Raw genomic sequence first — 26,203 nt, forward strand, 5'->3', positions numbered from 1 at the left:
GATTTCAGTCGTTTAAAAGAAAAGTGCTTTTGAGGCTTGTTTTGTAAGTATAGGGCGCTACTAATTCAGTAGCGTATTCATTTGGATGCCTTTGTACGTTTCGGCGCAGGTTTGGTTGCTTCAGGCAGCGTATGCGTTTTCTTCACCACGGCGTAGCGCAGCAAAGTGGCCTCGCGCGCCAGGTCGTGCGCAATGATGGGGCGCGGGTAGTTCTCACCGAGGCGCACGCCAGCGCCCTCCAGCACGAGCGGCGCAGCCGTCCATGGTGCGTGCAGTGCGTCGGTGGGCAGGGCGGCCAGTTGCGGCAGGTAGCGGCGAATGAACTTGCCCTCGGGGTCGAACTTCTGGCTTTGGCTTAGCGGGTTGAAGATGCGGAAGTAGGGCTGGGCGTCGCAGCCGCTGGAGGCGGCCCACTGCCAGCCGCCGTTGTTGGCCGACAGGTCGAAGTCGATGAGGTGCTGGGCGAAATACATCTCACCCCAGCGCCAGTCGATGCCGAGGTCTTTGATCAGAAAGCTCGCCACCACCATGCGCAGGCGGTTGTGCATGTAGCCGGTTTGGTTGATTTGCGCCATGGCCGCGTCGACCAGCGGGTAGCCGGTGCGGCCCTCGCACCAATCGGCAAACAACGCTTTACCGTGGGCGCCATGCTCCCAGCGGATGGCGTCGTACTCGGGCTTGAAGGCTTTGTGCTCCACGTGCGGAAAGTGGTGCAGGATCTGAAAGTAAAAGTCGCGCCACACCAATTCGCTGAGCCACACGGCCGCGCCTTCAAAACCCTGCAACGCCAGCTGGTGCGCCCCAGCCGCCAATTGGCGGATCGACACCGTGCCAAACCGCAGGTGCACGCTGAGGTAGCTGGGGCCCTTGACACCGGGGAAGTCGCGTGTGGCGTGGTATTTGTCGATGCGGTCAAAAAAGGCCTCCCACAACTCCGCACCGCCGCTGGCGCCGGTGGGCACGGGCAGGCTGGCGAGGTTGCTGGGCTTGAAACCCAGCGCTTCAATGCTGGGCAAAGGTGGTTGCGGTTGTGGGAAGGGCGCCAGGCTGGCGGCGTAGCGTGCCACCGGGTAGGGCTTCAAGTAGAACGCGTTGAGCTTGCGCAGCCAGGCGTTTTTGTAGGGCGTGAACACGCCGTAGGGGCGGCCTTGCTGGGTGAGCAACTCGTCGCGCTCGAAAATCACCTGGTCTTTGCTGGTGAGGAACGACACGCCGGCGTGTGCCAGGCCGCCGCGCACCATGGCGTCGCGGGTGATGGCGTTGGGCTCGTAGTCGTGGTTGGCAAAAACCGCTTGGGCTTGGAGTTCTTTAGCCAGCGCGGGAATGGCCTCTTGCGCCGAGGCGTGGCGCACGATAAGGCCGGTGGGGCCGCTTTCCACGCCGGCCTTTTGGCCCAGCTCGCGCAGCGCAACGTCCAGCTCGGCCACGCAGGCGTGGATGAAGTCCACCCGGCGGTCGGCCTGGATGCCTTGGGCCAACAGTGGGTCGAGGATGTCCCGGTCGAACACAAACACGCAGTACACCTTGCGGCAGGATTTCAGCGCGTGGTAGAGGGCGGCATGGTCAAAGCTACGCAGGTCGCGGCGAAACCAGACCAGGCCGGTCGCATATTTCTTGTCCTGATTCTTGTCTTGAGAATGGGGCAATCGAGAACCTCTGTCGGAGTCGTTAAAATTTGGGTATGACACTTGATTCTGCGCCCATGAACCTGACGCATCATTTCCTGATCGCCATGCCCGGGCTTGAGGACGAGGCTTTCGCCGGCAGTGTGGTCTATTTGTGCGAACACAGCGAGCGCGGTGCGCTGGGGCTGGTGATCAACAAACCCAGCGACATCAACCTGAAAACCCTGTTCGACAAGGTGGAGCTGCCGCTGCTGCGCACCGATTTGACCGAGAGCGTGGTGTTTCAAGGCGGCCCGGTGCAAACCGAGCGCGGCTTTGTGCTGCACGAAGCGGTGCTCGCCATCGACGACAGCAACGCTGTGCCCGACGCGATTTTGTCCGACGTCGAATCGATCTACGCCTCGACCATGACCATTCCCGGCGGGCTGGAGATGACCACCTCGCGCGACGTGCTGGAAGCCTTGTCGACCGGCAACGGCCCACGCCGCGTGTTGGTCACGCTGGGTTATTCGGCCTGGGGCGAAGGCCAACTGGAGGCCGAGCTCGGCGAAAACAGCTGGCTGACGGTAGAGGCCGACCTGGGCGTGTTGTTCGACACCCCCTATGAAGAGCGCTACGACAAGGCGCTGATGCTGCTGGGCCTGCAGTCGTGGATGCTGTCGCCCGAAGCGGGGCACGCATGATGTGTTCTCGTCGTATTCATATTGCGGGTGTGGCATGACTGACCAAGTCACTGCCACCGCCGAACCTTTCCCCCCCCATTTGCAATCATTTTTGGCTTTTGACTTTGGTCAGAAGCGCACCGGGGTGGCCACGGGCAACCGCATGATGCGCAGCGCCACGCCGCAGCGCACGATCCAGGCTGAAGGCGAGGCCGCGCGTTTTGAGCAGGTGGCCGCGCGCCTAAAAGAATGGCAGCCCGATGCGCTGGTGGTGGGCGTGCCCTTTCACCCCGATGGGGCGCCGCACGACAACACGCGCCGCGCACAGAAGTTTGCGCGCCAATTGCGTGGCCGATTCAATTTGCCCGTGTTTGAGGTGGACGAGCGCTACAGCACCACCGAAGCCCTGGCCGCAGGTGCCAAAGATGCCGATGCAGCATCGGCCTGCATCATTCTTGAGCAATTTTTAAGGAGCATTCCATGAGCACACCGAGCGACGCGAGCGCTGGTGCGGGCACTGGCGCTGAAACGGGCACAGGTGCACTGCTGCTGGACGCAGAAGCCCTTTACCGCGAACTGCTGCGCGGCGTGCGCGCCATGTGCACGCCGCAGACCCGGCTGGTCGGCATCATCTCGGGTGGCGCGTGGTTGGTCGAGCGGCTGCAGGCCGACTTGCAACTGCCGGGCACGCCGGGCTTCATCACGTCGACCATGCACCGCGACGACTTCTCGCGCCGTGGCCTGGTGCCGAGCGCGGGCGGCCAAACTGCGCTGTCGTTTGACGTGAACGGGGCCGACATCATCGTGCTGGACGACGTGCTCTACACCGGGCGCACCATCCGCGCGGTGCTGAATGAATTGTTTGACTACGGCCGCCCCACGTCGGTAAAGCTGGCGGTGCTGGTCGACCGTGGCGGGCGCGAGTTGCCCATCCAGCCCGACTTTGCGGCCGCGCGTGTGGCGCTGGCGCCCACCCATTCGTTGGCGCTGGCAAAAGATGCCGCAGGGCAACTGACGTTCAAGGTCAAAGGTTAGGGCGACAGGAGAGAACAGCCATGCTGAGTAAACGCAATCCACAACTGAATAAAAACGGCGAGCTGATCCACCTGTTGTCGGTGGAAGGGCTGCCCAAAAGCATCCTCACGCAGATTTTGGACACGGCGGCCAACTTCGTCAGCGTGAACGACCGCGAGGTGAAGAAGGTGCCGTTGCTGCGCGGCAAAAGCGTGTTCAACCTGTTCTTTGAAAACAGCACGCGCACACGCACCACGTTCGAGATCGCGGCCACACGTTTGTCGGCTGATGTGATCAACCTGGACATCGCGCGCTCGTCGGCATCCAAGGGCGAGTCGCTGCTGGACACCATTGCCAACCTGTCGGCCATGGCGGCCGACTTGTTTGTGGTGCGCCACAGCGAAAGCGGCGCGCCGTACCTCATCGCGCAACACGTGGCGCCGCATGTGCACGTGATCAACGCGGGCGACGGACGCCATTCGCACCCCACGCAGGGGCTGCTGGACATGTTCACCATCCGCCACTACAAGAAGGACTTCAGCAACCTGACGGTGGCGATTGTGGGCGACGTGTTGCACTCGCGTGTGGCGCGCTCGGACATCCACGCGCTGACGACTTTGGGTTGTGCCGAGGTGCGTGTGGTCGGCCCCAAGACACTGGTGCCGAGCGACATGGCACAGATGGGCGTGCGGGTGTTCCACTCGCTCGAAGAGGGCATCAAGGGCTGCGACGTGGTCATCATGCTGCGCCTGCAGAACGAGCGCATGAGCGGCGCGTTGCTGCCGTCCAGCCAAGAGTATTTCAAGAGCTTTGGGCTCACGCCCGAGAAGCTGGCGCTGGCCAAGCCAGACGCCATCGTGATGCACCCGGGGCCGATCAACCGTGGGGTTGAAATTGACTCGGCCGTGGTCGATGGCAAACAAAGCGTCATCTTGCCGCAAGTCACCTTCGGCATTGCGGTGCGCATGGCGGTGATGGGAATCGTGGCGGGGAACGAGGCATGAAGATACTGATTCAAAACGGCCGGGTTGTCAACCCCGCCAGTGGCTTGGACGTGGTGGGCGATGTGGCCATTGCCTCGGGCCGCATCATCGGCATTCAAAACACACCGGCCGATTTCAAGCCGGGCAAAACCATTGACGCCAGCGGCTGCCTGGTGCTGCCGGGCCTGGTCGATTTGGCCGTGCGCCTGCGCGAACCCGGTTACGAACACGAAGGCATGCTGGAAAGCGAAATGGCCGCCGCCGCCGCCGGTGGCGTGACCAGCCTGGTCTGCCCACCCGACACCGACCCCGTGCTCGACGAGCCGGGCTTGGTCGAGATGCTGAAGTTCCGCGCCGAGAAGCTGCACCAAAGCCGCGTGTTCCCGCTGGGTGCGTTGACGCGTGGCCTGGAAGGCAAAGTGCTGACCGAAATGTTCGAGTTGACCGAAGCCGGTTGCGTGGGCTTCAGCCAGGCCGAAGTGGCGCTGGACAACACGCTGGTACTGCAGCGCGCCATGCAGTACGCCAGCACCTTTGGCTACACCGTGTGGCTGCGCCCGCAGGAATACCACCTGGGCAAAGGCGTGGTGGCCAGCGGCGCGTTGGCTACGCGCATGGGTTTGAGCGGCGTGCCCGTGGCGGCCGAAACCATTGCGCTGCACACCATTTTTGAACTGATGAAAACCAACGGCGCGCGCGTTCACCTGTGCCGGATTAGCAGCGTAGCCGGTGTGGAGCTGGTGCGCCAAGCCAAAGCGGCCGGCCTGCCTGTAAGCTGCGACATCAGCATCAACTCGCTGCAATTGACCGATGCCGACATCGGCTACTTCGACAGCCGCGCCCGCCTGAACCCGCCACTGCGCCAACAGCGCGACCGCGACGCGTTGCGCCAAGGTTTGGCCGACGGCACCATCGACGCGCTGGTGTCGGATCACACGCCAGTGGACGAAGATGCCAAGACCTTGCCGTTTGCCGAAGCAGAGCCTGGCGCCACGGGCTTGGAGTTGTTGCTGAGCCAGGCCTGGAAGTGGCACCAGGAACAAGGCGTGCCGCTGCAACGCGCCATCTCGGTCGTGACCGAAGCGCCCGCGCGCGTCATCGGCAACACCTTGGGCACCTTGCAAGCCAGCGTCGGCCAATTGGTCGAAGGCGGTGTGGCCGATGTTTGTGTGTTCGACCCTGCCACCATGTGGACTGTGGGCGCCGACACGCTACGCAGCCAAGGCAAACATACGCCATTCTCGGGTTACGAACTACCCGGCCGCGTCACCACCACTTTGGTGGGCGGACACGTGGCGTTTGAACGCAGCGCACGGCATTGAACGCCCGAAGAATGATTCGCGCGCCGTTTGCCGCCGTGGTGGTGGCGGCGAAGCTGGCGCGCGTCAGTTGGCATTTGGCGGGTGGTCTTTGGACGGTGAAGCGTACGTTTCCCGAATTGACTACCGCGCAGCAACACGCCCGTGTGCAAGCCTGGGCCGGCGAGATGCTGCAGGTGTTTGGCATTGAGTTGCGGGTGACGGGCCAGTTGGCACCAGGTGGCGCTACGCTGCTGGTGGCGAACCACATTTCGTGGCTCGACATCGTCGTGTTGCACGCCGCCGGCTACTGCCGGTTTGTGTCGAAGTCTGACGTGAAGACCTGGCCGGTGGTCGGCACCTTGGCCACCGCCGCAGGCACGCTCTACATCGAACGTGAATCGCGTCGCGATGCCATGCGGGTCGTGCACCACATGGCCGACAGCTTGCGGAATGGCGATGTGGTGGCCGTGTTCCCTGAAGGCACCACGGGGGATGGTGTCACCGTGTTGCCATTCCATGCGAACTTGATCCAGGCCGCCATTTCAGCCGATGCAGCGGTGCAGCCAGTGGCGCTGCGCTTTGTTGACCAGCGCACCGGCGAGACCAGCTTCGCGCCGAGTTATGTGGGTGATGAAACCTTGCTGGGCTCGATCTGGCGCACCTTGTCGGCCAACGTGATCGCCGCAGAGGTGAATTACGGTGCCGTGCAGCGAGCCGAGGGCCGCGACCGTCGCACCTGGGCGGCGGATCTGCGCAACGACGTGAACCACTTGCGCACGGCGCAAAGCACGCCCGCCAGCCTTTAAGTTTTTGCTCCACAAACAAAAAACGCCGCCAGTCTGACGACGAGGCGGCGTTTTTTTGGTCTAAGCCTTTGTGCTTTAGCGACCCAGCTTCAGCGGCTGACCCAGTGTGAACACCGAGTTGGGTGCCGTCACCGAGAAAGGCTTGGGTTTGGGACCTGAGAACAGCGAGCGTTTCTTCGGCTCCTGCTCCAACGTCACACCCTTGGCCAACTGTTCGTTCACCAAGCTGCGCAATGTGATGGCCTGCATGTAGTCGACCATGTTGGCACTGAGCTTGTCCCACAACTCGCTGGACACGCCGTGACCTGCGCTCTCAACGCCATCGGCGTTGCGTCGAACGGTTGTGGCGCGCGGTGCTTCAACAGCCAGCACGATGTCGGCCACGGTAATGGCTGCGGGCTTGCGCCCCAGCGTGTAGCCGCCGCCTGGGCCACGAATACTTTCAACCAGGCCGGCACGGCGCAACTGGCTGAACAACTGCTCCAGGTACGACAGCGAGATTTGCTGGCGCGCACTGATCGCAGATAGGGTGACGGCACCACGGTTTTCCCGCAGCGCCAGGTCCAACATTGCCGTGACGGCAAAACGCCCTTTAGTGGTCAAACGCATGGTGTATTCCTTTCACTTCGAACTTGCCATTCCGTTAATGTAGCTGCTTCAACACTTCGCGTATATTCGTTTTTATTTTCAAAACTATTCGAATTATTCGAATAATGTTGAGGGCTTACCCTTGAATTTCAAACATTTACGCTACTTCTGGGTCGTCGCCAAGTCTGGCGGCATCATGCGCGCCAGCGAACAGTTGCATATCACCCCGCAAACCTTGTCTGGCCAGATCAAATTACTCGAAGACGAACTGGGCCACAAACTCTTCACCAAACGCGGCCGCCAGTTGGAACTCACGGCTGAAGGGCAGGTGGCTTTGCGCTACGCCGATGAGATCTTTACCCTGGGTGCAGAGCTGGAGGGCTCGGTGCGGCAGGTGCAGGCCAATCTTTCCGCATTGGAGTTTCGAGTCGGGGTGGCTGATTCGGTTCCCAAGTCGGTGGCTTATCACTTGTTGGAGCCCGCGTTGCAGGTGCCGCAAGCTGTGCGCATGATTTGCCATGAGGGCAAGTACGAAGACTTGTTGGCCCAGTTGGCGCTGCACCGGCTGGATCTGGTGATTGCTGATGAGCGCATGTCCAGAAAAATCAGCGTGAAGGCTTTCAATCACACGTTGGGTTCCAGCCCCATGAGTTTTCTGTGTGCGCCTTCACTCAAAGCCAAGCTGACACAGCCATTTCCTGCGTGTCTGAACGATGCGCCAATGTTGATCCAAGGCGCGACCTCGGCCATTCGCCAGCAGTTCGACCAATGGATCGTGACTCACCAACTGCGCCCGCGTATCGTGGCTGAATTTGACGATAGTGCGCTGATGAACGCCTTTGGGCGCAAGGGGCAGGGCGTGTTTCTGTCGCCCACCGTGCTGGAGGATGAAATCCTTGCACAGTTTGATGTGGAGGTGCTGGCACGCACGGATGAAATGGTGGAGGAGTTCTTCGCCATATCGGTTGAGCGGCGCATTTCGCATCCATGCGTGGCCGCGATTACGCGTGCAGCCAAAGCACGTCTGCTGAAATCCACCAGTTTGGCTTGAGGGCCTGCCAGTTCCCTGCGCGCTAGGGAACGCACCTTAAGTGGAAACCCGCGCAATTTTGCATGAAGAAAAGCAATGCTAGGGTTGGGCCTTAAGCCGTCAGGAAACGTTCAGTTTGGTGTAAGAAGTTGTTGGTTTGACGTCAGTTAAGGGTCATTGCAGAAGCCCATACTTGTTCTCAGGTGCCATCGGCGGGTGGTGCCGATTCTATATACAGGAGACAAACAACATGGCAACTGCAGACGCAAATCGCTCCATGTCGGCGGAAGAGAAGAAGGTGATCTTCGCTTCGTCGCTCGGCACGGTGTTCGAGTGGTACGACTTTTATCTTTACGGCACATTGGCTGTGGTGATCGGTAACCAGTTTTTCTCAGCGCTGGACCCGGCATCACGCACCATCTTCTCGTTGCTGGCTTTTGCCGCCGGCTTCATCGTGCGGCCCTTCGGCGCACTGGTGTTCGGCCGCCTGGGTGACATGATCGGTCGCAAGTACACGTTCTTGGTCACCATTTTGATCATGGGTTTGTCGACCTTTATCGTCGGCATCTTGCCCAACTACGCCAGCATTGGCGTCGCCGCACCGGTCATTTTGATTGTGCTACGTATGCTGCAAGGCTTGGCATTGGGCGGCGAGTATGGTGGTGCTGCAACCTACGTTGCTGAGCATGCTCCGCGCAACAAGCGTGGTGCCTACACCTCGTGGATTCAAACCACTGCAACGATGGGCTTGTTCCTGTCGCTGTTGGTGATTTTGGGTGTGCGTCTGGCGGTAGGCGACGCGGCATTTGCCGACTGGGGCTGGCGCGTTCCATTCCTGGTGTCGATTCTGCTGTTGGGTGTGTCCGTCTACATCCGCTTGAGCATGAACGAATCGCCTGCTTTCGTGAAGATGAAGGCTGAAGGCAAAACTTCCAAGGCACCTCTGGCCGAGTCGTTTGGTCAATGGCGTAATCTGAAGGTCGTGATTCTGGCCCTGGTGGGCTTGACCGCTGGCCAAGCGGTGGTGTGGTACACGGGCCAGTTCTATGCGCTGTTCTTCCTGACAGGCGCCTTGAAGGTAGATGCGGTTACCGCGAACGTGATGATCGCCATCGCGCTGATCGTGGGTACACCGTTCTTCGTGATCTTCGGTACGCTGTCGGACAAGATTGGCCGCAAGCCCATCATCATGGCTGGCTGTTTGTTGGCCATCGTGACGTACTTCCCCGTGTTCACGGCGATCACCAAAGCAGCCAACCCTGACTTGGCCATTGCACAAGAAAAGAATAAGGTAGTGGTGACAGCAGATCCGAAGGAATGCTCGTTCCAGTTCAACCCGACCGGTACTTCTAAATTCACAAGCTCCTGCGACATTGCGAAGCAAGTGTTGTCGGCAAGCTCTGTAAGCTATGACAACGTGGCAGGTGCGCCAGGTTCTGTGGCTACCATCAAAATTGGTGAAACGGCGATTCCGAGCTATTCCGCCGCAGGCTTGAGTGCTGACGACCTGAAGAAGAAGGATGCCGAATTCAAGAAGCTGGTGGCAGACGATTTGAAGGCTGCGGGTTACCCTTCCAAAGCCGACCCTGCGAAGATCGACAAGGTGACTTTGGCTGTCTTGCTGATCTACTTGGTGATTTTGGTGACTATGGTTTACGGCCCGATCGCTGCCATGTTGGTAGAAATGTTCCCTACGCGCATCCGCTACACCTCGATGTCGCTGCCATATCACATCGGCAATGGTTGGTTCGGTGGTTTGCTGCCTGCGACAGCGGTGGCCATCGTGGCCCAGACAGGCAACATGTACAACGGCTTGTGGTACCCCATTGTCATTGCCGCTGTGACCTTGGTCGTGGGAACCTTGTTCATCAAGGAAACCAAAGACGTCGACATCTATGCCAACGACTGACGCTTGATGTCAGCGTAAAGAGGTGAACACAAACCTCTGAATGGAGAACCCAGGCCCTCCGCAATGGAGGGCTTCTTTTTAGGACAGTCTATGTGGAAAATTATTGTGGGCTTTGCCGTATTTGCGGCTGTGGCAGTGTTCTTGCTGACCAAGGCAGGAGACATTGACATGACCGGAGAGAAGCATGGAGCAAACACCACCGCTCCTGCGGCTCAGACATTCAGCGCAACCGTGTTGGTTGGCTGATGCTTGGCTATGGTGCAGGAGTGGTGACCTTTTCGATGTGACCTTTTGCATCGTGGTGCACGGTCACAATTGACATATGCCGCCATGCTGCGACTTGTTCTGGCGGATGGTTCGTCCATTCAGCCACGTCATCGCTCGTCGGCGCCGAAATTGCCTTGCGTCGATCTAGACCTTTGAACCGATAGTGGTTGTATAACGCCCAAAGCGTCAAGCTGCCACCCAAACAGGCGATCACGATCAGGTAGAGCACGAGCACGTTCAGAAAACGTGTGGCTCCGTGTAGTTCAAACATTTGAAAGTTGAACTGGAAGCCAAAGAAAAACCAACCCGCCAGGGTGATCAGTGGCATCCACAGCAGAATCCACAATAACCAAAATGCTGCGGTCAGAAGGCCGAATAGAGTTTTTTGCTGCCAGTCTTGTAGGTCAGGCCGTTCAATGATGAGTGAGCTCATGGATGTATTCCTCGGTCAGGGCTGACCCACGTTGCGCGTTTCTTTCCTCGGAGAATCACACGTGGGATGGCTACCAAAGTGGTGAAAACATTCAGCGTCCAATAGGCCAGCGGATACCAGATCATCCAGTAGTAGTAGCGGCCAAAGCCTTTCTCGTACCGAGAGTCCAAAAACATCGAGACGGCAAACTGGATCAGGCAGGTGGTGCCGATGACCATCCCGTTCCAACCCGGCAGAAGAGATGCAACGTAAAGGGCTGGCGGTAGCGGTATGAAATGACCTAACGCCCACAATACGAAGATGGCCGCCATCGCGTAGGCCCAGAGAACGCTGGTGAAGTACTCCAGGTATACAGGCAGCATGCGACGGTGGCGCCACTTGCCAAAGAGCGCATCCTGGCTGAAGAGCACCTGTGTGCCGCCCATGGCCCAACGCAGGCGCTGACGCCAGAGTCCTCGAAACGTTTCAGGCATCAGGATCCAGCAAAGTGCATTGGGTTCGAAGCGCACGTCCCAGTGCCGCAATTGCAAGCGCCAACTGATGTCGATGTCTTCGGTGAGGGCATCTGGGTTCCAGTAGCCGGCGTCATGCAGAGCCGCACGGCGGAAGCAGACCATCACCCCCGAAACGGTAAATACTTTGCCGTAGGTGCGTTGTGCACGCTTGATCAAACCGATGATGGAAGAGAACTCACCGACTTGAATACGGCCTAGCAATGTGGAGCGCGTGCGGATGCGTGGGTTCCCGGTAACGGCACCAACGCGTGGGCTGTCGATCAAATGCCGCATCATCCACTTCAGGCAGTGAGGGTCTACGATGGAGTCGCCATCGATGCACAGAAAGTAATCGTGACGCGCCAGCATTGCCGCGGTATTAAGCCCCACCGCTTTGCCTTGGTTGCGAGCCTGATGGATCACGCGAATGCGTGGATCTTCTTTGGCCAAACGATCCAACATGCCTGGCGTTTTGTCAGTGCAGCCGTCATCGATCAATAGAATTTCATATTCGGGATAGTCGATGGCACGCAGTGCCGCCACGGTATCTTCAATGCAGTCTTCTTCGTTGTGGCAGGGCACCAAAATACTGACAGGGGGGTAAGACGGTAGTGGTGAAGGCTGGTCAAATGGTGGGTCGTGGCGTTCGTAGTGAAGGTAGTAATAGATGCCACCACACATCCATAGATACGCCATGAAAAGCGGGTAATAGAAGGTGAAGTCAAACACCATGCCTATCACCGAGTCGCTTAGTAGATTTTCCAAGTTGGTTCTCCGTTGCGGTTGTGATGAGAGATCAAGGTGTTCAGAAACGCCATGTCATCTGAAGATAGATATAGCCTTTTGTTTCGTATTGCCCGTCATAAGGGAAGCGTCGGATTCCCACGCCATAGCGAGTGGACCGGTCGGGACCCCAGCGCCATTCGTGCTCGTATCGGTAGTCATAAAAGTTATTCCAACCGTAAGTTGTTTCCCCCCACACGCCATCGGTTCGAACATTGCTGGTTTGTCGATAGATGCCGAGTGTGGCTACCAGTCGATGGTTAAACGAGCGCTCATACTCGCGCCAGAGTTGCCAGTCGCCGCTCAGCGTAGCCGATAGCGCGACGTCTCTTTTCGGGTTGAAGTAGATGGCATCGAGAGCCGAATTTGCACTTGTATAAGCGGCCGTTTGTAAGTCAAGCGTCCGGCCATAGCCGCTGTAGAGACGTTCGTTCCACGAAACAGATAAGGCCTGGCGTTTATTGCCGTCGTTAAAGTCGTAATAAGCCAGATCGGCGGCAACTTTGCGTGATTCGTTCCAAGCATAGGCTGCACCGACGACTGCTTTGCTGGCGTATAAATATGTCGGAGCCCAGTCCTCGGAGTCGGGTAGTCTGCCTTTCAGTGGGAAATCGTTTGTTTCGCTTTCATAGCGAGCACGCGTAGAGACGTGATCGTTGATTTGCCAGCCAACTCCCGTAGCCCATACGGTATCGCGGCCATTTCGCCGGTCTTTTCCAAGTTCAAAGGTTGCTTGAACGTCTTTTGTTGTCCACTCCAGACCTGCCCCCAGCCGAGCATGTCTGGCCGAATCACCGTTGAACTTGGCCTGCGCTGAATGTTGAGTTGCGAATACGCGCACGCCGTCATCGGTTTGACCGCTGTAGAGAACTGATTCCCAGGTCATATCATCGTTGCCCGTCACGTGGCCTTGACCATAGCCCTTCGTAACGGTCGTCACGAAAAGCGGGCGTTGCCGACGTTGCCAGTCCCGGACAAGTCTGCGCACGGCTGGATGCTCAGGGGCTTCGACTTCGAGCGCTTTGACCATCTCTGCTGCTTCAACGATGTCTCCTTGTGCCCACGTCGCATTCGCCAGGCCTACCCGTGCGCCAATATGTCCAGGTTCTACGGCGAGCACATCAGCGTACAGCTTTGCTGCCGCACGAGGAAGACCACGTGCAGCCAGAAGATCTGCCCGGGCGAGCCAAATGCCAGCGTCGTTCGGTAACTCGGTCATCAACGCCTGTGTTGCCATGTCGGCTTCTTCGAGACGATCTGCGAAACGCATGACTGCAGCCTGTGTTCGCCGAATGCCAACCGAGTTGTTAGTCTGGGTCATCAAGTCCTGAACAACGCCCTCCGTTGAAGCGAAGTTTTCGGCTTCTAGATGGGAATACATCAGGCTGGTCTGCGTGCCGATGTTGCCCGCGTCTTGTTGCAGCGAACGTAAGTAGAGATCCTTGCCTCGCAGTGGCTGCCGTAGCTGCATGGCCGCGTCTGCTGCCGCATTGACGACGTAGGGTGGCAGCGGCACACCTTCTGTGTCCAGTGTGTCAAATTCGGCTAAAGCTTCGGCTGAGCGTTGGCGATCGCGCAAAGCAACCACGTGGTCTTTGCGTAACCGTAACAGCGTATCTGATGCTTGCACTGCCCTTGCTTCGGCAATCAATTCTTCGTTTTCAACGATGGCTGCATCAATGGGTGAATAGCGATTGACGCTGAAATCGGTGTCCAAGCGTGCTTCAGCATCGCGGATATGTTGAGCGTTCAACTCTTGCCGTTTTGACAGATTTTCGAGTTTTGCCTTCTCTCCAGTGTTGCCGGAGTCAGCCACAGCGGTAGGCAGGTTTGTTGATACTGGAACCACTGGGGTCACTTGCGAGCGTAACTGGGGAGGCAACCCAAGGGCGGACAATCGTTGGCGAAATGGCTCCGCGCGCGCTGTTTCTTGTCTAGCCGACAACGCCTCAAAGGCGGCTTCAAGGGTTTTGGGCGAATTTTGAGATAGCCCCAATGCTTTGCCGAGGTTCTGATCGGCGAGGGTTGTCTGACGGTCGTCTAGTTGCGCCAACGCCAAGCCAAGAGCTGCATCTGCATTGCGGGGCTCGCGTGTGAGCAGGGTCTCATAGGCTGCGATGGCGCGCTTGGTGTCCGGTGTGTTTGCTGCGAGTGCGGATTTACCCATTGCACTCAGTACATAACTCGGAACAGATTTTCCCAATTTGATTGCTCGGCCTTGTGTGAGAGCCTCGTCGTGGTGACCGGCCCAACTAAGGACCGTGATCCAGTCGTATCTGTATTGAGCATTTTGGGGATTCAGCCGAACCAGGCGTTCCAGTTCAGGCAGGGCCTCGTCGTACTGCCCCGCCCGCGCCGCGTTGACGGCTTGTGCGTGCCGGGTGGGTGCGGCGTGTGCGGACGTCTGAAAGGTTGAAATAGCGAGCGAGGCTGCTGCAAAAACGATTGAGTGAGTCAGGCGCATAAAACGTGGCCCCGGTTCGGCGAGCGTCGCCGCTACGAATGAACATGGTTACGCAGCCGCAGACCCTGCCTTGGAGTTCGAATGCGGTTTTACTGAGTAACAACGGAATTCACAACCGTATCTCAATGTAAGAAAAACGATTGTGAATGTAAACGTGGAGTTCGTCCACGCACTTGCGCTTTAAGCGCGACGCTTGCGGCGGGCGCCCCACACGCCAAGCAAGCCAGCCGTCAAAAGAGCCAAGCTTCCAGGCTCAGGCACGTTGTTGGACAGAACGTCTGCTGGGATCTCCGTCCACTTGCCGTCCGGACCGGACCAGCCGAGGTCAATCACACCTGCTTCGAGTCGGTTGAAGTAGTTGAGGTTGATGGCGTAATAGCCCTGCTGCAGGTTAACCCCGCCTTCGGATCCAGCTTCTTGGGACAATGAGTAGTAATTCCGGCCTGTGCTTTCAGCGACATCGCCGTGACTCATGCCGACGCTGCCATTGACACCAGTCAACGAGAACGAAAAGCCGTCGTCCGAGAAGATGCCGAAGTCATACGTCCCGGCGGTTGCAACATAAAGGTAGCCGGTAAAGACCGCTGCGTAGTTGGTTTCGCCGCCACCCGCAGCGTTCACGATAGGTGCGATGGGACGTACGCCATCCGCGCGCCAAGGGCTCTGGCCGTAGGCCTCGTTATACAGATTGTTGGCAAAGTTGACGGTGGACGTGGACGTGGCGATGGCCGTTACGGCGGGATTTTTGCCTGCGGCGATATCGGCGATATCCATCGTTGACCAGATGCCCGTGCCCCAGCCGAAGTTCTTGATTTCGGTGGGAGCAGCACCAGCTTCGGACCACTTGTAGTTGCTGAAGCGAGCATCGTCGCTGACTTTGTACCAAGTACCGGCAAGGCCCTGGCTACCCGCTGCGGGAGCCGCGCCAGTCGTTAAAGGATCCAGCGCGGGCATGGCTTGTACAGCCCCTGCGAACAGAAGTGATACGCCACAAAAAGCGATGCCTCGGGCGATAGGTGTGGATTTGATGTTTTTCATATTCAAAATTTTAGAAGATGTTATTTTGTATGCACTCAATTTTGTATTGAATCACTTTGTTGCGCTGTGTACTTTGTCACGCCAAAAATGGCTTTTGCCTGTGCATAGTTGGCAACTTTTTGAACCGCTCGCGTGATTGAGCAAAAGCGCACAACATTTCCATGGCTGAGCAGATGGCGGGTTAAGCCATCTGAGATCTGTAAGCCATCTGGTGCAAATGACGTGTGTCTTCGCCCGATTCGGCACTTGTAGGGGCATATGCCGAAGATGTTTTACGCCATGAAGCGCGGGTATTCATGGCTCCCTAAAATGGTTTGCCACTACAACCTAAGAGCACCTACATGACCCAGGGATCGATCCGCATTCGAGGGGCCCGCCAGCACAATCTGAAGAATCTTGACCTGGACATCCACACCGGCGAATTGACGGTGGTTACCGGCCCAAGTGGCTCGGGCAAGTCCAGTTTGGTGTTCGATACCCTGTACGCCGAAGGTCAGCGGCGCTACGTGGAAACTTTCTCTGCCTATGCGCGCCAGTTTCTGGACCGCATGGACAAACCTGCGGTCGACCGCGTGGAAGGCGTGCCGCCGGCCATCGCCATCGACCAAACCAATCCCGTGCGTTCGTCCCGCTCCACCGTGGGCACGATGACCGAGCTGAACGACCATCTGAAGCTGCTGTTTGCGCGTTCGGCCAACCTGTTCGACCGTGTCACGGCGCTGCCGGTGCGCCACGACTCGCCCGACAGCATTTACGAAGAACTCGCCGCCCGCGCGCAAGCCGCTGGCGATCCGCGCTTGGTGATCACCTTCCCGGTGGAGTTGCCGGCCACGGTGACCGCCGCAGAAGTTGAGCAATGGCTGGCTGCCAGCGGTTTCACCCGTGTGCAAGCCGAGCGCGAAGTCACCGTGTCAGCGCAACCCGCCGGCAGTACGCCAGGAAAAGCCAAACCCAAAGCCAGCAGCAAGAAAGCCGTTGCGGCCGATGACGGCGCTGCAACCACCCGCAAGGTGCTCGACGTGGTGGTCGACCGCATCCGCCTCAGCAACGCCGAACGGGCGCGCGTGATCGAGGCCATTGAAGTTGGCCTGAAGCGTGGCGCTGGCCGTGTCATGGTCTACGCCTTGCAAGATGAAGCCGAGCCCCTGTTGTGGAAGTTCTCCACCGGCCTGCATTGCCCCGAGAGCGACCTGCGCTACGCCGAGCCGATCCCCTCGCTGTTCTCCTTCAACTCACCCGTAGGCGCGTGCGACACCTGCCGTGGTTTCGGCCGTGTCATCGGTGTGGATTACGGCCTGGTCGTTCCCAACGACAAACTCACGCTGCGTGCGGGCGCCATCAAGCCGATGCAAACGCCGGCCTGGCAAGAGTGCCAAGACGACTTGATGCGCCATGCCGAAGCCGCAGGCATTCCGCGCGACACGCCGTACTACAAGCTCACGGCCGAGCAAAAAGACTGGGTGGTCAACGGCTCGCCGAACTGGAACGGCAAGTGGAACCAACATTGGTTTGGTGTGCGCCGCTTCTTTGAGTACTTGGAAACCAAGTCGTACAAGATGCACATCCGGGTGTTGCTGTCGAAGTACCGCAGCTACACCACCTGCCCAGTGTGCGCAGGGGCGCGCCTCAAAACCGAAAGCCTGCTGTGGCGCATCGGCTCGGCTGAGAACGCCAACGCTGTGCTGCCCGCAGAGCAGCGCCAAATGCCCGCCGGTGTGGACTGGTCGCGCGCGCAACTTGAAGCCTTGCCCGGCCTCACGCTGCACGATTTGATGCTGTTGCCGCTAGACCGCCTGCGCAGCTTTTTTGCGCGACTCGAACCCTCGCTGGCGCACCACGCCAAGGTGGGCGAAGCGCAAGCGCTGAAGCTGCTGCTGGAAGAGATCAACACCCGCCTGCGCTACCTGTGCGATGTGGGCATTGGCTATCTCACGCTCGACCGGCAAAGCCGCACGCTCAGCGGCGGCGAGGTGCAGCGCATCAACCTTACCACCGCACTCGGTACGTCGCTGGTCAACACGCTGTTTGTGCTGGACGAGCCCAGCATCGGCTTGCACCCGCGCGACATGTACCGCATTATTGAGGCCATGCTGCGCCTGCGCGACGCGGGCAACACACTGGTGGTGGTGGAGCATGACCCCGCAGTGATGCTGGCCGCCGACCGCATGATCGACATGGGCCCCGGCCCCGGCGCGCGCGGTGGCGACATCGTGTTCGACGGCACCACTGCCGATTTGCGCAATGCGGATACGCTCACCGGCGCCTACCTGGGGGGCCGCAAAACCATTGGCTCCGGCTTCAAGCGGCTGGTGACCGACAGCACGCCGCGCCTCATCTTGGAGGGCGCACGCGAGCACAACCTGAAAGACGTGACCATCGAGCTGCCGCTGCAGCGCCTGGTGTGTATCACCGGCGTCAGCGGTTCGGGCAAATCGTCGCTGATCCAGGACGTGTTGGCGCCCGCGCTCATGCGCCACTTTGGCCGCGCCACCGAAACCCCTGGCCTGCACGACCGTCTGCTCGGCGCCGAGCAGCTGAGCGATGTGGTGTTTGTCGACCAGTCACCCATCGGCAAAACCGCACGCTCCAACCCCGCCAGCTATGTGGGCGCGTGGGACGCCATTCGCGAGTTGTTTGCCAACAGCACACTCGCGCGCCAACGTGGCTACACCGCCAGCAAGTTCAGCTTCAACAGCGGCGATGGCCGTTGCGCTACGTGCGGTGGCTCGGGCTTTGAACATGTGGAAATGCAGTTCTTGAGCGACGTGTATTTGCGTTGCCCGGATTGCGATGGCAAACGCTACCGCCCCGAAATCCTGGAAGTGAAGATCGAACGCCGCAATGTGGCGGATGCGCGGCTGGTGCAGTTGAACGCTTCCGATGTGCTCGACCTCACCGTGGCCGAAGCCGCGCTGATGTTTGAGAATGATCGCGACGTGGTGCGCGCGCTGCAACCCATCATCGATGTGGGCTTGGAATACGTGAAGCTCGGCCAGCCCGTGCCCACGTTAAGCGGTGGTGAAGCGCAGCGCTTGAAGCTCGCGGGCTTCCTGGCCGAAGCCGCGAAGAGCGGCAGCGCCAGCCGTCAGCCCACGGCGCGCAAGGGCACCTTGTTCTTGTTCGACGAACCCACCACCGGCCTGCACTTCGACGACATCGCCAAGCTGATGCGTGCGCTGCGCCGCCTGCTGGACGCCGGCCATTCGCTGGTGGTGATCGAGCACAACCTTGATGTGATCCGTGCCAGCGACTGGCTCATCGACATGGGGCCCGAAGGCGGCGACGCCGGTGGCACCGTGGTGGTGGTGGGCAACCCTGAAGAGGTGCGCAAACACCCCACGTCTTACACAGCACAGGCGATTCGGGAATACGACGCCACGCTCGGCCTGGGCCCGCTTGTGGCGCAAGAAGCACCGATTGCGGCGCTGCGCAAGGCGCGTGTGCTGCCATCGCAAGACATCCAGATCGTCAACGCCAAAGAGCACAACCTCAAGGCGCTGTCGGTCAACATTCCGCGCGGCAAGTTCAACGTGATCACCGGTGTCAGCGGCTCGGGTAAGTCCACGCTGGCGTTCGATATTCTGTTCAACGAAGGGCAGCGCCGCTACCTCGAGTCGCTCAACGCTTATGCGCGCAGCATCGTGCAGCCGGCCGGCCGGCCCGAGGTGGATGCGGTGTACGGTATTCCGCCCACGGTGGCGATCGAGCAGCGCCTGAGCCGTGGTGGCCGCAAGTCGACGGTGGGCACCACGTCCGAGGTGTGGCACTTCTTGCGCTTGTTGTACGTGAAGCTGGGCACGCAGCATTGCATCCACGACGATGCGGCCGTGCAGCCGCAAACGCCGGACAGCATCGTCAGCCAGTTGCTGCGCAACTTCAAGGGGCAGCACATCGGCCTGCTGGCGCCGCTGGTGATGAACCGCAAGGGCGTCTACACCGAGCTGGCCGATTGGGCGCGCCCACGCGGCTTCACGCATCTGCGGGTGGATGGTGAGTTTTTGCCCACCACCAACTTCCCGCGCATCGACCGCTTCAAGGAACACACCATCGAACTGCCTGTGGCCAGTCTCGATGTCACGCCCGAGAACGAAGCGCAGTTGCGCCAAGCCCTGGCCACCACGCTGGAGCATGGCAAGGGTGTCGTGCACATCTTGAGCGACCTGGATGGTTTGAAAGAAGCCATGGAGGACGGTACGGCTACGGCAGGCATTGGCCGCGTGTTGGCGTTTTCCACACACCGCGCCTGCCCCGTGTGCAGCACCAGCTACGCCGAGCTAGACCCGCGACTGTTCAGCTACAACAGCAAACACGGCTGGTGCCCCGACTGCGTGGGCACCGGCTTGGCGCTGACCAAAGAGCAGCGCAAAGTGCTCGACGATTCGGTGCGAGACGACGACAACAAAGGCCGCGAGCAAACCTTTGCCGAGCCCGAGATTGAAGACGTGGTCGACCACGTGTGCCCCACCTGCAGCGGCACGCGCCTCAACGCCACCGCACGCGCTGTGCGCTTCGACGGCCAAGCCATCACCTCGCTGGCCAGCATGAGCGTGACCGAAGTGTCGAGCTGGGTCACACAACTGCAAGCCGAGCACAAACTGAGCGAACGCGAAACCGGCATCGCCCGCGACCTGGTGCCCGAAATCGCCAACCGCTTGTCTTTCCTTGAAGAAGTGGGCTTAGGTTACTTGACGCTAGACCGCGGCGCGCCCAGCCTTTCCGGCGGCGAGGCGCAGCGCATCCGTTTGGCGGCGCAGTTGGGCAGCAACTTGCAGGGCGTGTGTTACGTGCTCGACGAGCCCACCATCGGCCTGCACGCGCGCGACAACCAGATCCTGCTCAACGCCCTGCACAAGCTTGGCGACAAGGGCAACACGTTGGTGGTGGTGGAGCACGACGAAGACACCATTCGCCGTGCCGACCACATCATCGACATTGGCCCCAGCGCCGGCAAGCGTGGCGGGCAAGTGGTGGCGCAAGGTTCGGTGGCTGATGTGTCGGCCGTGGCCGAATCGGTGACCGGCCGCTACCTGTTGCACGCGATTCGCCATCCGCTCGCACCGCGCCGCGAAGTGGTGACGACGGCAGTCGAAGGCGACAACGCGCAGCCCTGGATCACCGTGCGCGGCGCCCAATTGCACAACCTGCAAAACGTGGAGGCGCGTGTGCCGTTGCACCGTCTGGTGGCCGTCACCGGCGTCAGCGGCTCGGGCAAATCCACGCTGGCGCGCGATGTGTTGTTGACCAATGTGCAAGCTGCCGTGCAGCAACGTTCGACCAAGGCTGGGCGAGACGATTGGGATGCCGGTAAACGCGCGCCGTGGATCGGCTGCTCCGACGTCACCGGCTATGAAGCCGTGGACCGCGTGCTTGAAGTCGACCAGACCCCCATCGGCAAAACGCCGCGCTCGTGCCTCACCACCTACATCGGGTTCTGGGACACCATCCGCAAACTGTTTGCCGAAACGCTGGAAGCGCGCGCGCGCGGCTACAGTCCCGCACGCTTCTCGTTCAACACCGGCGACGGCCGTTGCCCCAGTTGCGAAGGCCAGGGCATCCGCACCATCGCCATGAGCTTCTTGCCCGATGTGAAGGTGAAGTGCGAAACCTGCCACGGCGCACGCTTCAACCCCGAGACCTTGGCGGTGACTTGGCGCGGCAAAAACATTGGCGACGTGCTGCAAATGGAAGTGGACGAAGCCGTCGAGTTCTTTGCCGCCATGCCTAGCATCGCGCACCCGCTGCAACTGCTGAAAGACGTGGGCCTGGGCTATCTCACGTTGGGCCAACCGTCACCTACGCTCAGCGGCGGCGAGGCGCAGCGCATCAAGCTGGTCACCGAACTCAGCAAGGTGCGCGACGAAGTCGGCCGGCGCGGCCAGAAGGCACCGAACACCCTGTACGTGCTGGACGAGCCCACGGTCGGCCTGCACATGGCCGACGTGGAAAAGCTCATCCACGTGTTGCACCGCTTGGTGAACGCCGGCCACAGCGTGGTGGTGATCGAGCACGACCTCGACGTCATCGCCGAAGCCGACTGGGTGCTCGATCTCGGCCCGGATGGCGGCACGCGTGGCGGCCAGATCGTCGCTGCCGCACCGCCTGAAAAGCTGGTGCAACTCGGCACCCATACCGGCCAGGCCTTGGCGCCCGTGCTGGCACGCAACGGAGATTGACGCGTCATGTTGACCATCTACAACGACCAACACCCTCTGCACCACGGCAAGATGGAGATGTACCGGGGCAACCTCGTCCCGTGCGTGGAAGTGCCCGCGCGCGCCGACTACGTGCTGGCCGAATTGCAAAGCCGCAAGCTCGGCACCGTGGAGGCGCCGCAAACTTTTGGGATTGACGCTATCACGCGTGTCCACGCGTCGCGCTACGTCGACTTTTTGGCTGGAGCTTGGGAAGAGTGGGTGGCGCTCGACCCGGCGAATGCCGAGCGCGATGCGATTCCCTCGTACTGGCCGATCCGCAGTTTCCGCTCTGACGTGCTGCCCGCAAGCTTCCCCGCGCGCATGGGTTTGTTTTCGTACGACGCGGGTTCGCCGCTCACCTCCGGCACGTGGCGTGCGGCGCAGAACGGCGCGTTTTGTGCGCTCACGGCAGTGCAGAAAGTGCAGCAGGGTGCACGTGCTGCCTTCGCGCTCACGCGCCCACCTGGCCACCACGCGGGGGCTGACTTTTTCGGCGGCTACTGTTTCCTCAACAACGCCGCCATTGCCGCACAAGCGCTGCGCGATGCGGGTGTGGCGCGCGTCGCGGTGCTCGACATCGACTACCACCACGGCAATGGCACGCAGGCCATCTTCTACGACCGTCCCGATGTGTTGATGGCCAGCGTGCATGGCGACCCGCACACCGAATATCCCTACTACCTGGGCTATGCGGATGAGACAGGGCAGGGCGCAGGCTTGGGCGCGAACTTGAACCTGCCCTTGCCGCACGGCAGCGACTTCACGCGTTGGCGCGACGCGCTGCAGGTGGCGTTGAAGCGCATCGCCGCGTTTGGTGCCGAGGCGTTGGTGGTGTCTTTGGGCGTGGACACATTTGCGGGCGACCCCATTGCCGGATTCAAGCTGCAAAGTGCCGACTTCCTGCAGGTGGGCCACGACCTGGCCGCCGTAGGTTTGCCCACAGTGTTGGTGTTTGAAGGTGGCTACGCCGTGGCCGAGGTGGGGGTGAACGCGGTGAATGTGCTCGACGGCTTCAGCCAACGGGCTGGCTAGGCGCTGAGAGAGATGAGACAGGACACGGCTCGCAAAGCCTAAACTCCTATTTTTGTAGCGTCTTCCGCATGCATACGTAGAGCTAACTGCCAATTTGATACTTAAATTACCAGGCGTTGGCTCGTCCGCTTTTTGCACCAGCGCTGGCACTATTTCACGCCTACTCGTGCAGTTTCGATACTTTAAGTCTGCTGTCTAGGGTTAACACTAGACCTTTGACGCAAATAAGTATCAGAAGTCGCTTTTGCGGTATCGGCGCTGCAACACCTGCTCTCCTACCATTTCGTGACCCGCAAGTTGTATACGCAATGCAGCGGCGGTTCCCGAAAACACAGGAGACTTTTCATGAAATTGAAGATTTGTGCTGCCGCCATCCTCGGCTTGCTGGGCGCCGCCAGCAGCCAGGCTGAAGACTTGGTCATCGCCACCGTCAACAACGGTCACATGATCGAAATGCAGAAACTGACCAAGCATTTCGAAGCCGCCAACCCTGGCGTGTCCGTCAAATGGGTCACGCTGGAAGAAGGCGTGCTGCGCCAACGCGTCACCACCGACATCGCCACCAAAGGCGGCCAGTTCGATGTGATGACCATCGGCCTGTACGAGGCCCCCATCTGGTCGAAGAAGGGCTGGCTTGCCCCCATCAAAACCGATGCCGCTTATGACGTGGACGACATCCTGCCCGCCATCCGCAACGGCCTGACCACCGATGGCAAACTCTACGCCGCACCGTTCTACGCCGAAAGCTCCATCACCATGTACCGCGCGGACCTGGTGAAGGCTGCCGGCCTGACCATGCCGAGCAACCCAACCTGGACCGACATCTCCAACATCGTCGCCAAGATCCACGACCCGGCAAAGGGCGTATACGGCCTGTGCCTGCGCGGCAAGCCGGGCTGGGGCGACAACATGGCGCTGATCACCACCATGGTCAACACCTTTGGCGGCCAGTGGTTCGACATGGCCTGGAAGCCACAGCTTGAAACCAAGCCATGGAAAGACGCCATCACGCTCTACGTCGATCTGCTGAAGAAATACGGCCCACCCGGCGCCTCGGCCAACAGCTTCAACGAAAACCTGGCGCTGTTCAACGAAGGCAAGTGCGGTGTGTGGATCGACGCCTCGATTGCCGCATCGTTTGTCAGCGACCCCAAGCAATCCAAGGTGGCCGACAAGGCCGAGTTTGTGCAAGCCCCAACGGCGGTGACGCCCAAGGGCGCAAACTGGCTGTGGTCGTGGAACCTGGCCGTGCCAGCGTCTTCCAAGAAACCCGAGTTGGCGCAGAAGTTCATCACCTGGGCCACGTCTAAAGACTACGTGAAACTGGTGGCCAAAGAAGTGGGCTGGCAATCGGTGCCCACGGGCACGCGCAAGTCGACCTACGCCAGCCCCGATTTCCAGAAGGTGGCACGCTTCGCCGGTGTAGAACTGAAGGCCATCGAAACCGCGAACCCGAACGACAGCACCTTGCCGAAGTCGCCATACGTGGGCGTGCAATACGCGGCCATTCCTGAGTTTCAGGCCATCGGCATTGCCGTGGGCCAGCAAATGAGCTCGGCACTGGCGGGCAAAACCACGGTCGACGCGGCGCTGAAAACTTCGCAAAGCGTGGCCGAGCGTGAGATGACCAAAGGCGGCTACTACAAGAAGTAAGCCGACCGGTGAGGGGCACCTTGTTTCTGCCCCTCACCCCCGCTGCGTGGCTGTAGACCCAGAGCTTCGCGCTCTGAGGTCTGCCCCGAACACACCTGAATGATTTTGTGCCACCGCCCGCCGAGCGCTCGGCAGGGCAGGTGAGCCAACAGGTTTTATCGGATCGTCCCGTACTCGAAAGCCCCCCATGAGCCGCTTCCTACCCCGTGCATTGATGGCACCGTCCATCGTGACTCTCTTCTTGTGGATGATTGTTCCACTGGTGATGACGATTTATTTCTCCGTCATCCGCTACAACCTGATGAACCCCGGCGAGTCCGGCTTCGTGGGGCTTGAGAACTACCACTACTTCATCACCGACCCGGACTTCTGGCCTTCGGTCATGCACACGCTGCAACTGCTGGGCTCGGTGATCATCATCACCGTGGTGCTCGGCGTGGGCCTTGCATTGTTGGTCAACGAACCGTTCCCTGGCCAGGGCATCGTGCGTGTGCTGTTGATCTCGCCGTTCTTCGTCATGCCCACCGTGAACGCCCTGCTGTGGAAGCACATGATGATGAACCCGATATACGGGGTGCTGGCCCACGTGTGGCACTTCTTCGGGCTGACGCCCATCGACTGGATGACCGAGTTCCCGCTGCTGTCGGTGATCATCATGTTGTCGTGGCAGTGGCTGCCGTTTGCCTGCCTCATCTTCATCACCTCGCTGCAGTCGCTCGACCGCGAACAGATGGACGCCGCTGGCATGGATGGCGCCACCCGTTTCGACAAGTTCTGGTACCTGGTGCTGCCCCACATGGGCCGCTCCATCGCGGTGGTGGTGATGATCGAAATGATCTTCCTGCTCAGCGTTTTTGCCGAAATTTTTACCACCACCAGCGGTGGCCCCGGCAACGACAGCACCAACCTCGCGTTCCTCATCTTCAAGCAAGCGCTGATGAACTTTGACGTGGGTGTGGCCTCTGCTGGCGCGCTGTTCGCCGTGGTCTTGGCCAACATCGCCGCCGTGTTTCTGATCCGCATGGTCGGCAAGAACCTCGATTGAACCCAGGGAGATCAACACCATGAACCAAAACGCTTTTCCGTGGGTGCGCACGATCTCCGCTTGGGGGCTGGCGCTGCTGCTGTTTTTCCCGCTGCTGTGGATGTTTCTCACGGCGTTCAAAACCGAGATGCAGGCCATTGCCGTGCCGCCGCAATTCATCTTCACGCCAACGCTGGAAGGCTTTCGTGAAGTGCAGGCGCGCAGCGACTATGTGCACTACGCCATCAACTCGCTGATCACCAGCCTGGGTTCCACCATTCTGGGCATCATCATCGCGGTGCCGGCCGCGTATTCGATGGCCTTCTTCCCCAGCAAGAAGACGCGCGACATTCTGATGTGGATGCTCTCCACCAAGATGATGCCCGCCGTGGGCGCCCTGGTGCCGGTGTATGTGATGGCGCAGACCGCCGGCATGCTCGACTCGGTCACCGCGCTGATCATCGTGTTCACCTTGTCCAACCTGCCCATCATGGTGTGGATGCTCTACAGCGCTTTCAAAGAAGTGCCTAAAGACATTCTGGAAGCCGTGCGACTGGACGGCGCCACCGTGTGGGAAGAGTTCAAACACGTGATCCTGCCGTTGACCATGGGCGGCATTGCCTCCACCGGCCTGTTGTGTCTGGTGTTGTCGTGGAACGAAGCCTTCTGGGCCTTGAACCTCACATCGTCGAAAGCCGGCACGCTGGCCTCGCTGATTGCGCAGTACTCCAGCCCTGAAGGCCTGTTCTGGGCCAAGCTCTCCGCCGCTTCGCTCATGGCCATCGCACCCATCATCGTCTTCGGCTGGTTCAGCCAGAAGCAACTGGTGCAGGGCCTCACCTTTGGTGCCGTCAAGTAAACACATTGCCCCACATGGCCAGCCCCATCTCAGCGTGACGCTGG

The 26,203-nt window shown here is 59.9% G+C and carries 20 protein-coding genes; 14 read left to right on the top strand and 6 right to left on the bottom strand.

Going from position 1 to position 26,203, the window contains the following annotated elements; all coding sequences use genetic code 11:
• Nucleotides 1-77: 77 nt before the first annotated feature.
• Nucleotides 78-1,646, bottom strand: coding sequence for a cryptochrome/photolyase family protein (locus ACPWMG_RS06295; protein ID WP_483303800.1), 1,569 nt, complete (start codon nucleotides 1,644-1,646; stop codon nucleotides 78-80).
• Between the two features lie 35 nt (nucleotides 1,647-1,681).
• Between ACPWMG_RS06295 and ACPWMG_RS06300 the strand changes: the two genes are divergently transcribed.
• The 6 genes from ACPWMG_RS06300 to ACPWMG_RS06325 are packed head-to-tail and all read left to right on the top strand — an operon-like array spanning nucleotide 1,682 to nucleotide 6,391.
• Complete coding sequence (locus tag ACPWMG_RS06300) at nucleotides 1,682-2,308, top strand: YqgE/AlgH family protein (RefSeq protein WP_483303801.1); 627 nt, start codon at nucleotides 1,682-1,684, stop codon at nucleotides 2,306-2,308.
• A gap of 34 nt (nucleotides 2,309-2,342) precedes the next feature.
• Nucleotides 2,343-2,771, top strand: coding sequence for a Holliday junction resolvase RuvX (gene ruvX, locus ACPWMG_RS06305; RefSeq protein ID WP_483303802.1), 429 nt, complete (start codon nucleotides 2,343-2,345; stop codon nucleotides 2,769-2,771).
• Complete coding sequence (gene pyrR / locus ACPWMG_RS06310) at nucleotides 2,768-3,322, top strand: bifunctional pyr operon transcriptional regulator/uracil phosphoribosyltransferase PyrR (protein ID WP_483303803.1); 555 nt, start codon at nucleotides 2,768-2,770, stop codon at nucleotides 3,320-3,322. Before ruvX ends, pyrR begins: the two co-directional genes overlap by 4 nt.
• Before the next feature lie 20 nt (nucleotides 3,323-3,342).
• Nucleotides 3,343-4,305 carry an aspartate carbamoyltransferase catalytic subunit gene (locus ACPWMG_RS06315; protein WP_483303804.1) on the top strand — a complete coding sequence of 321 codons (963 nt, stop codon included), beginning with the start codon at nucleotides 3,343-3,345 and terminating at the stop codon, nucleotides 4,303-4,305.
• The gene (locus ACPWMG_RS06320) at nucleotides 4,302-5,606 is read left to right on the top strand and encodes a dihydroorotase (protein WP_483303805.1); all 1,305 of its coding nucleotides are present in this window, start codon (nucleotides 4,302-4,304) and stop codon (nucleotides 5,604-5,606) included. Before ACPWMG_RS06315 ends, ACPWMG_RS06320 begins: the two co-directional genes overlap by 4 nt.
• Before the next feature lie 11 nt (nucleotides 5,607-5,617).
• Nucleotides 5,618-6,391 (top strand): lysophospholipid acyltransferase family protein, encoded by a 774-nt coding sequence (locus ACPWMG_RS06325; RefSeq protein WP_483303806.1) that lies wholly within the window; start codon nucleotides 5,618-5,620, stop codon nucleotides 6,389-6,391.
• Between the two features lie 75 nt (nucleotides 6,392-6,466).
• Here the strand turns inward: ACPWMG_RS06325 and ACPWMG_RS06330 are convergent, their stop codons facing one another.
• A complete protein-coding gene (locus ACPWMG_RS06330; protein ID WP_483303807.1) occupies nucleotides 6,467-7,000 on the bottom strand; it encodes an Rrf2 family transcriptional regulator in 534 nt (177 codons plus the stop codon).
• Between the two features lie 121 nt (nucleotides 7,001-7,121).
• Here ACPWMG_RS06330 and nhaR point away from each other — a divergent pair, with 121 nt between their 5' ends.
• The 3 genes from nhaR to ACPWMG_RS06345 all read left to right on the top strand — a co-directional run bounded on the left by nhaR (nucleotide 7,122) and on the right by ACPWMG_RS06345 (nucleotide 10,164).
• Nucleotides 7,122-8,030 (top strand): transcriptional activator NhaR, encoded by a 909-nt coding sequence (gene nhaR / locus ACPWMG_RS06335; RefSeq protein WP_483303808.1) that lies wholly within the window; start codon nucleotides 7,122-7,124, stop codon nucleotides 8,028-8,030.
• A gap of 229 nt (nucleotides 8,031-8,259) precedes the next feature.
• Nucleotides 8,260-9,918: an MFS transporter gene (locus ACPWMG_RS06340; RefSeq protein ID WP_483303809.1), complete on the top strand. Its 1,659-nt coding sequence runs from the start codon at nucleotides 8,260-8,262 to the stop codon at nucleotides 9,916-9,918.
• 90 nt (nucleotides 9,919-10,008) lie between these two features.
• Nucleotides 10,009-10,164: a hypothetical protein gene (locus ACPWMG_RS06345; protein WP_483303810.1), complete on the top strand. Its 156-nt coding sequence runs from the start codon at nucleotides 10,009-10,011 to the stop codon at nucleotides 10,162-10,164.
• 7 nt (nucleotides 10,165-10,171) lie between these two features.
• Here the strand turns inward: ACPWMG_RS06345 and pgaD are convergent, their stop codons facing one another.
• The 4 genes from pgaD to ACPWMG_RS06365 all read right to left on the bottom strand — a co-directional run bounded on the left by pgaD (nucleotide 10,172) and on the right by ACPWMG_RS06365 (nucleotide 15,397).
• Nucleotides 10,172-10,618, bottom strand: a complete 447-nt coding sequence (gene pgaD, locus ACPWMG_RS06350; RefSeq protein ID WP_483303811.1) for a poly-beta-1,6-N-acetyl-D-glucosamine biosynthesis protein PgaD — start codon at nucleotides 10,616-10,618, stop codon at nucleotides 10,172-10,174.
• Complete coding sequence (gene pgaC / locus ACPWMG_RS06355) at nucleotides 10,615-11,877, bottom strand: poly-beta-1,6-N-acetyl-D-glucosamine synthase (protein ID WP_483303812.1); 1,263 nt, start codon at nucleotides 11,875-11,877, stop codon at nucleotides 10,615-10,617. The genes pgaD and pgaC overlap by 4 nt, the downstream gene beginning before the upstream one ends.
• Before the next feature lie 40 nt (nucleotides 11,878-11,917).
• Nucleotides 11,918-14,359 (bottom strand): poly-beta-1,6 N-acetyl-D-glucosamine export porin PgaA, encoded by a 2,442-nt coding sequence (gene pgaA, locus ACPWMG_RS06360; protein ID WP_483303813.1) that lies wholly within the window; start codon nucleotides 14,357-14,359, stop codon nucleotides 11,918-11,920.
• A 180-nt stretch (nucleotides 14,360-14,539) separates the two neighbouring features.
• A complete protein-coding gene (locus tag ACPWMG_RS06365; protein WP_483303814.1) occupies nucleotides 14,540-15,397 on the bottom strand; it encodes a PA14 domain-containing protein in 858 nt (285 codons plus the stop codon).
• 341 nt (nucleotides 15,398-15,738) lie between these two features.
• On the opposite strand from ACPWMG_RS06365, the gene uvrA reads away from it, so the two are divergent.
• The 5 genes from uvrA to ACPWMG_RS06390 all read left to right on the top strand — a co-directional run bounded on the left by uvrA (nucleotide 15,739) and on the right by ACPWMG_RS06390 (nucleotide 26,159).
• Nucleotides 15,739-21,570 (top strand): excinuclease ABC subunit UvrA, encoded by a 5,832-nt coding sequence (gene uvrA / locus ACPWMG_RS06370; RefSeq protein ID WP_483303815.1) that lies wholly within the window; start codon nucleotides 15,739-15,741, stop codon nucleotides 21,568-21,570.
• 6 nt (nucleotides 21,571-21,576) lie between these two features.
• On the top strand, nucleotides 21,577-22,623 hold the full coding sequence (locus tag ACPWMG_RS06375; RefSeq protein WP_483303816.1) for a histone deacetylase family protein: 1,047 nt from the start codon (nucleotides 21,577-21,579) through the stop codon (nucleotides 22,621-22,623).
• 345 nt (nucleotides 22,624-22,968) lie between these two features.
• Nucleotides 22,969-24,276, top strand: a complete 1,308-nt coding sequence (locus tag ACPWMG_RS06380) for an ABC transporter substrate-binding protein (RefSeq protein ID WP_483303817.1) — start codon at nucleotides 22,969-22,971, stop codon at nucleotides 24,274-24,276.
• A gap of 187 nt (nucleotides 24,277-24,463) precedes the next feature.
• Nucleotides 24,464-25,321, top strand: coding sequence for a carbohydrate ABC transporter permease (locus ACPWMG_RS06385; RefSeq protein WP_483303818.1), 858 nt, complete (start codon nucleotides 24,464-24,466; stop codon nucleotides 25,319-25,321).
• 19 nt (nucleotides 25,322-25,340) lie between these two features.
• On the top strand, nucleotides 25,341-26,159 hold the full coding sequence (locus ACPWMG_RS06390) for a carbohydrate ABC transporter permease (RefSeq protein ID WP_483303819.1): 819 nt from the start codon (nucleotides 25,341-25,343) through the stop codon (nucleotides 26,157-26,159).
• The last annotated feature ends 44 nt before the right edge of the window (nucleotides 26,160-26,203 follow it).

Origin of the sequence: Hydrophilobacter chitinilyticus (genome assembly GCF_049860745.1) — a bacterium.
In the GTDB taxonomy this organism is placed as follows: Bacteria; Pseudomonadota; Gammaproteobacteria; order Burkholderiales; family Burkholderiaceae_C; genus Rhodoferax_B.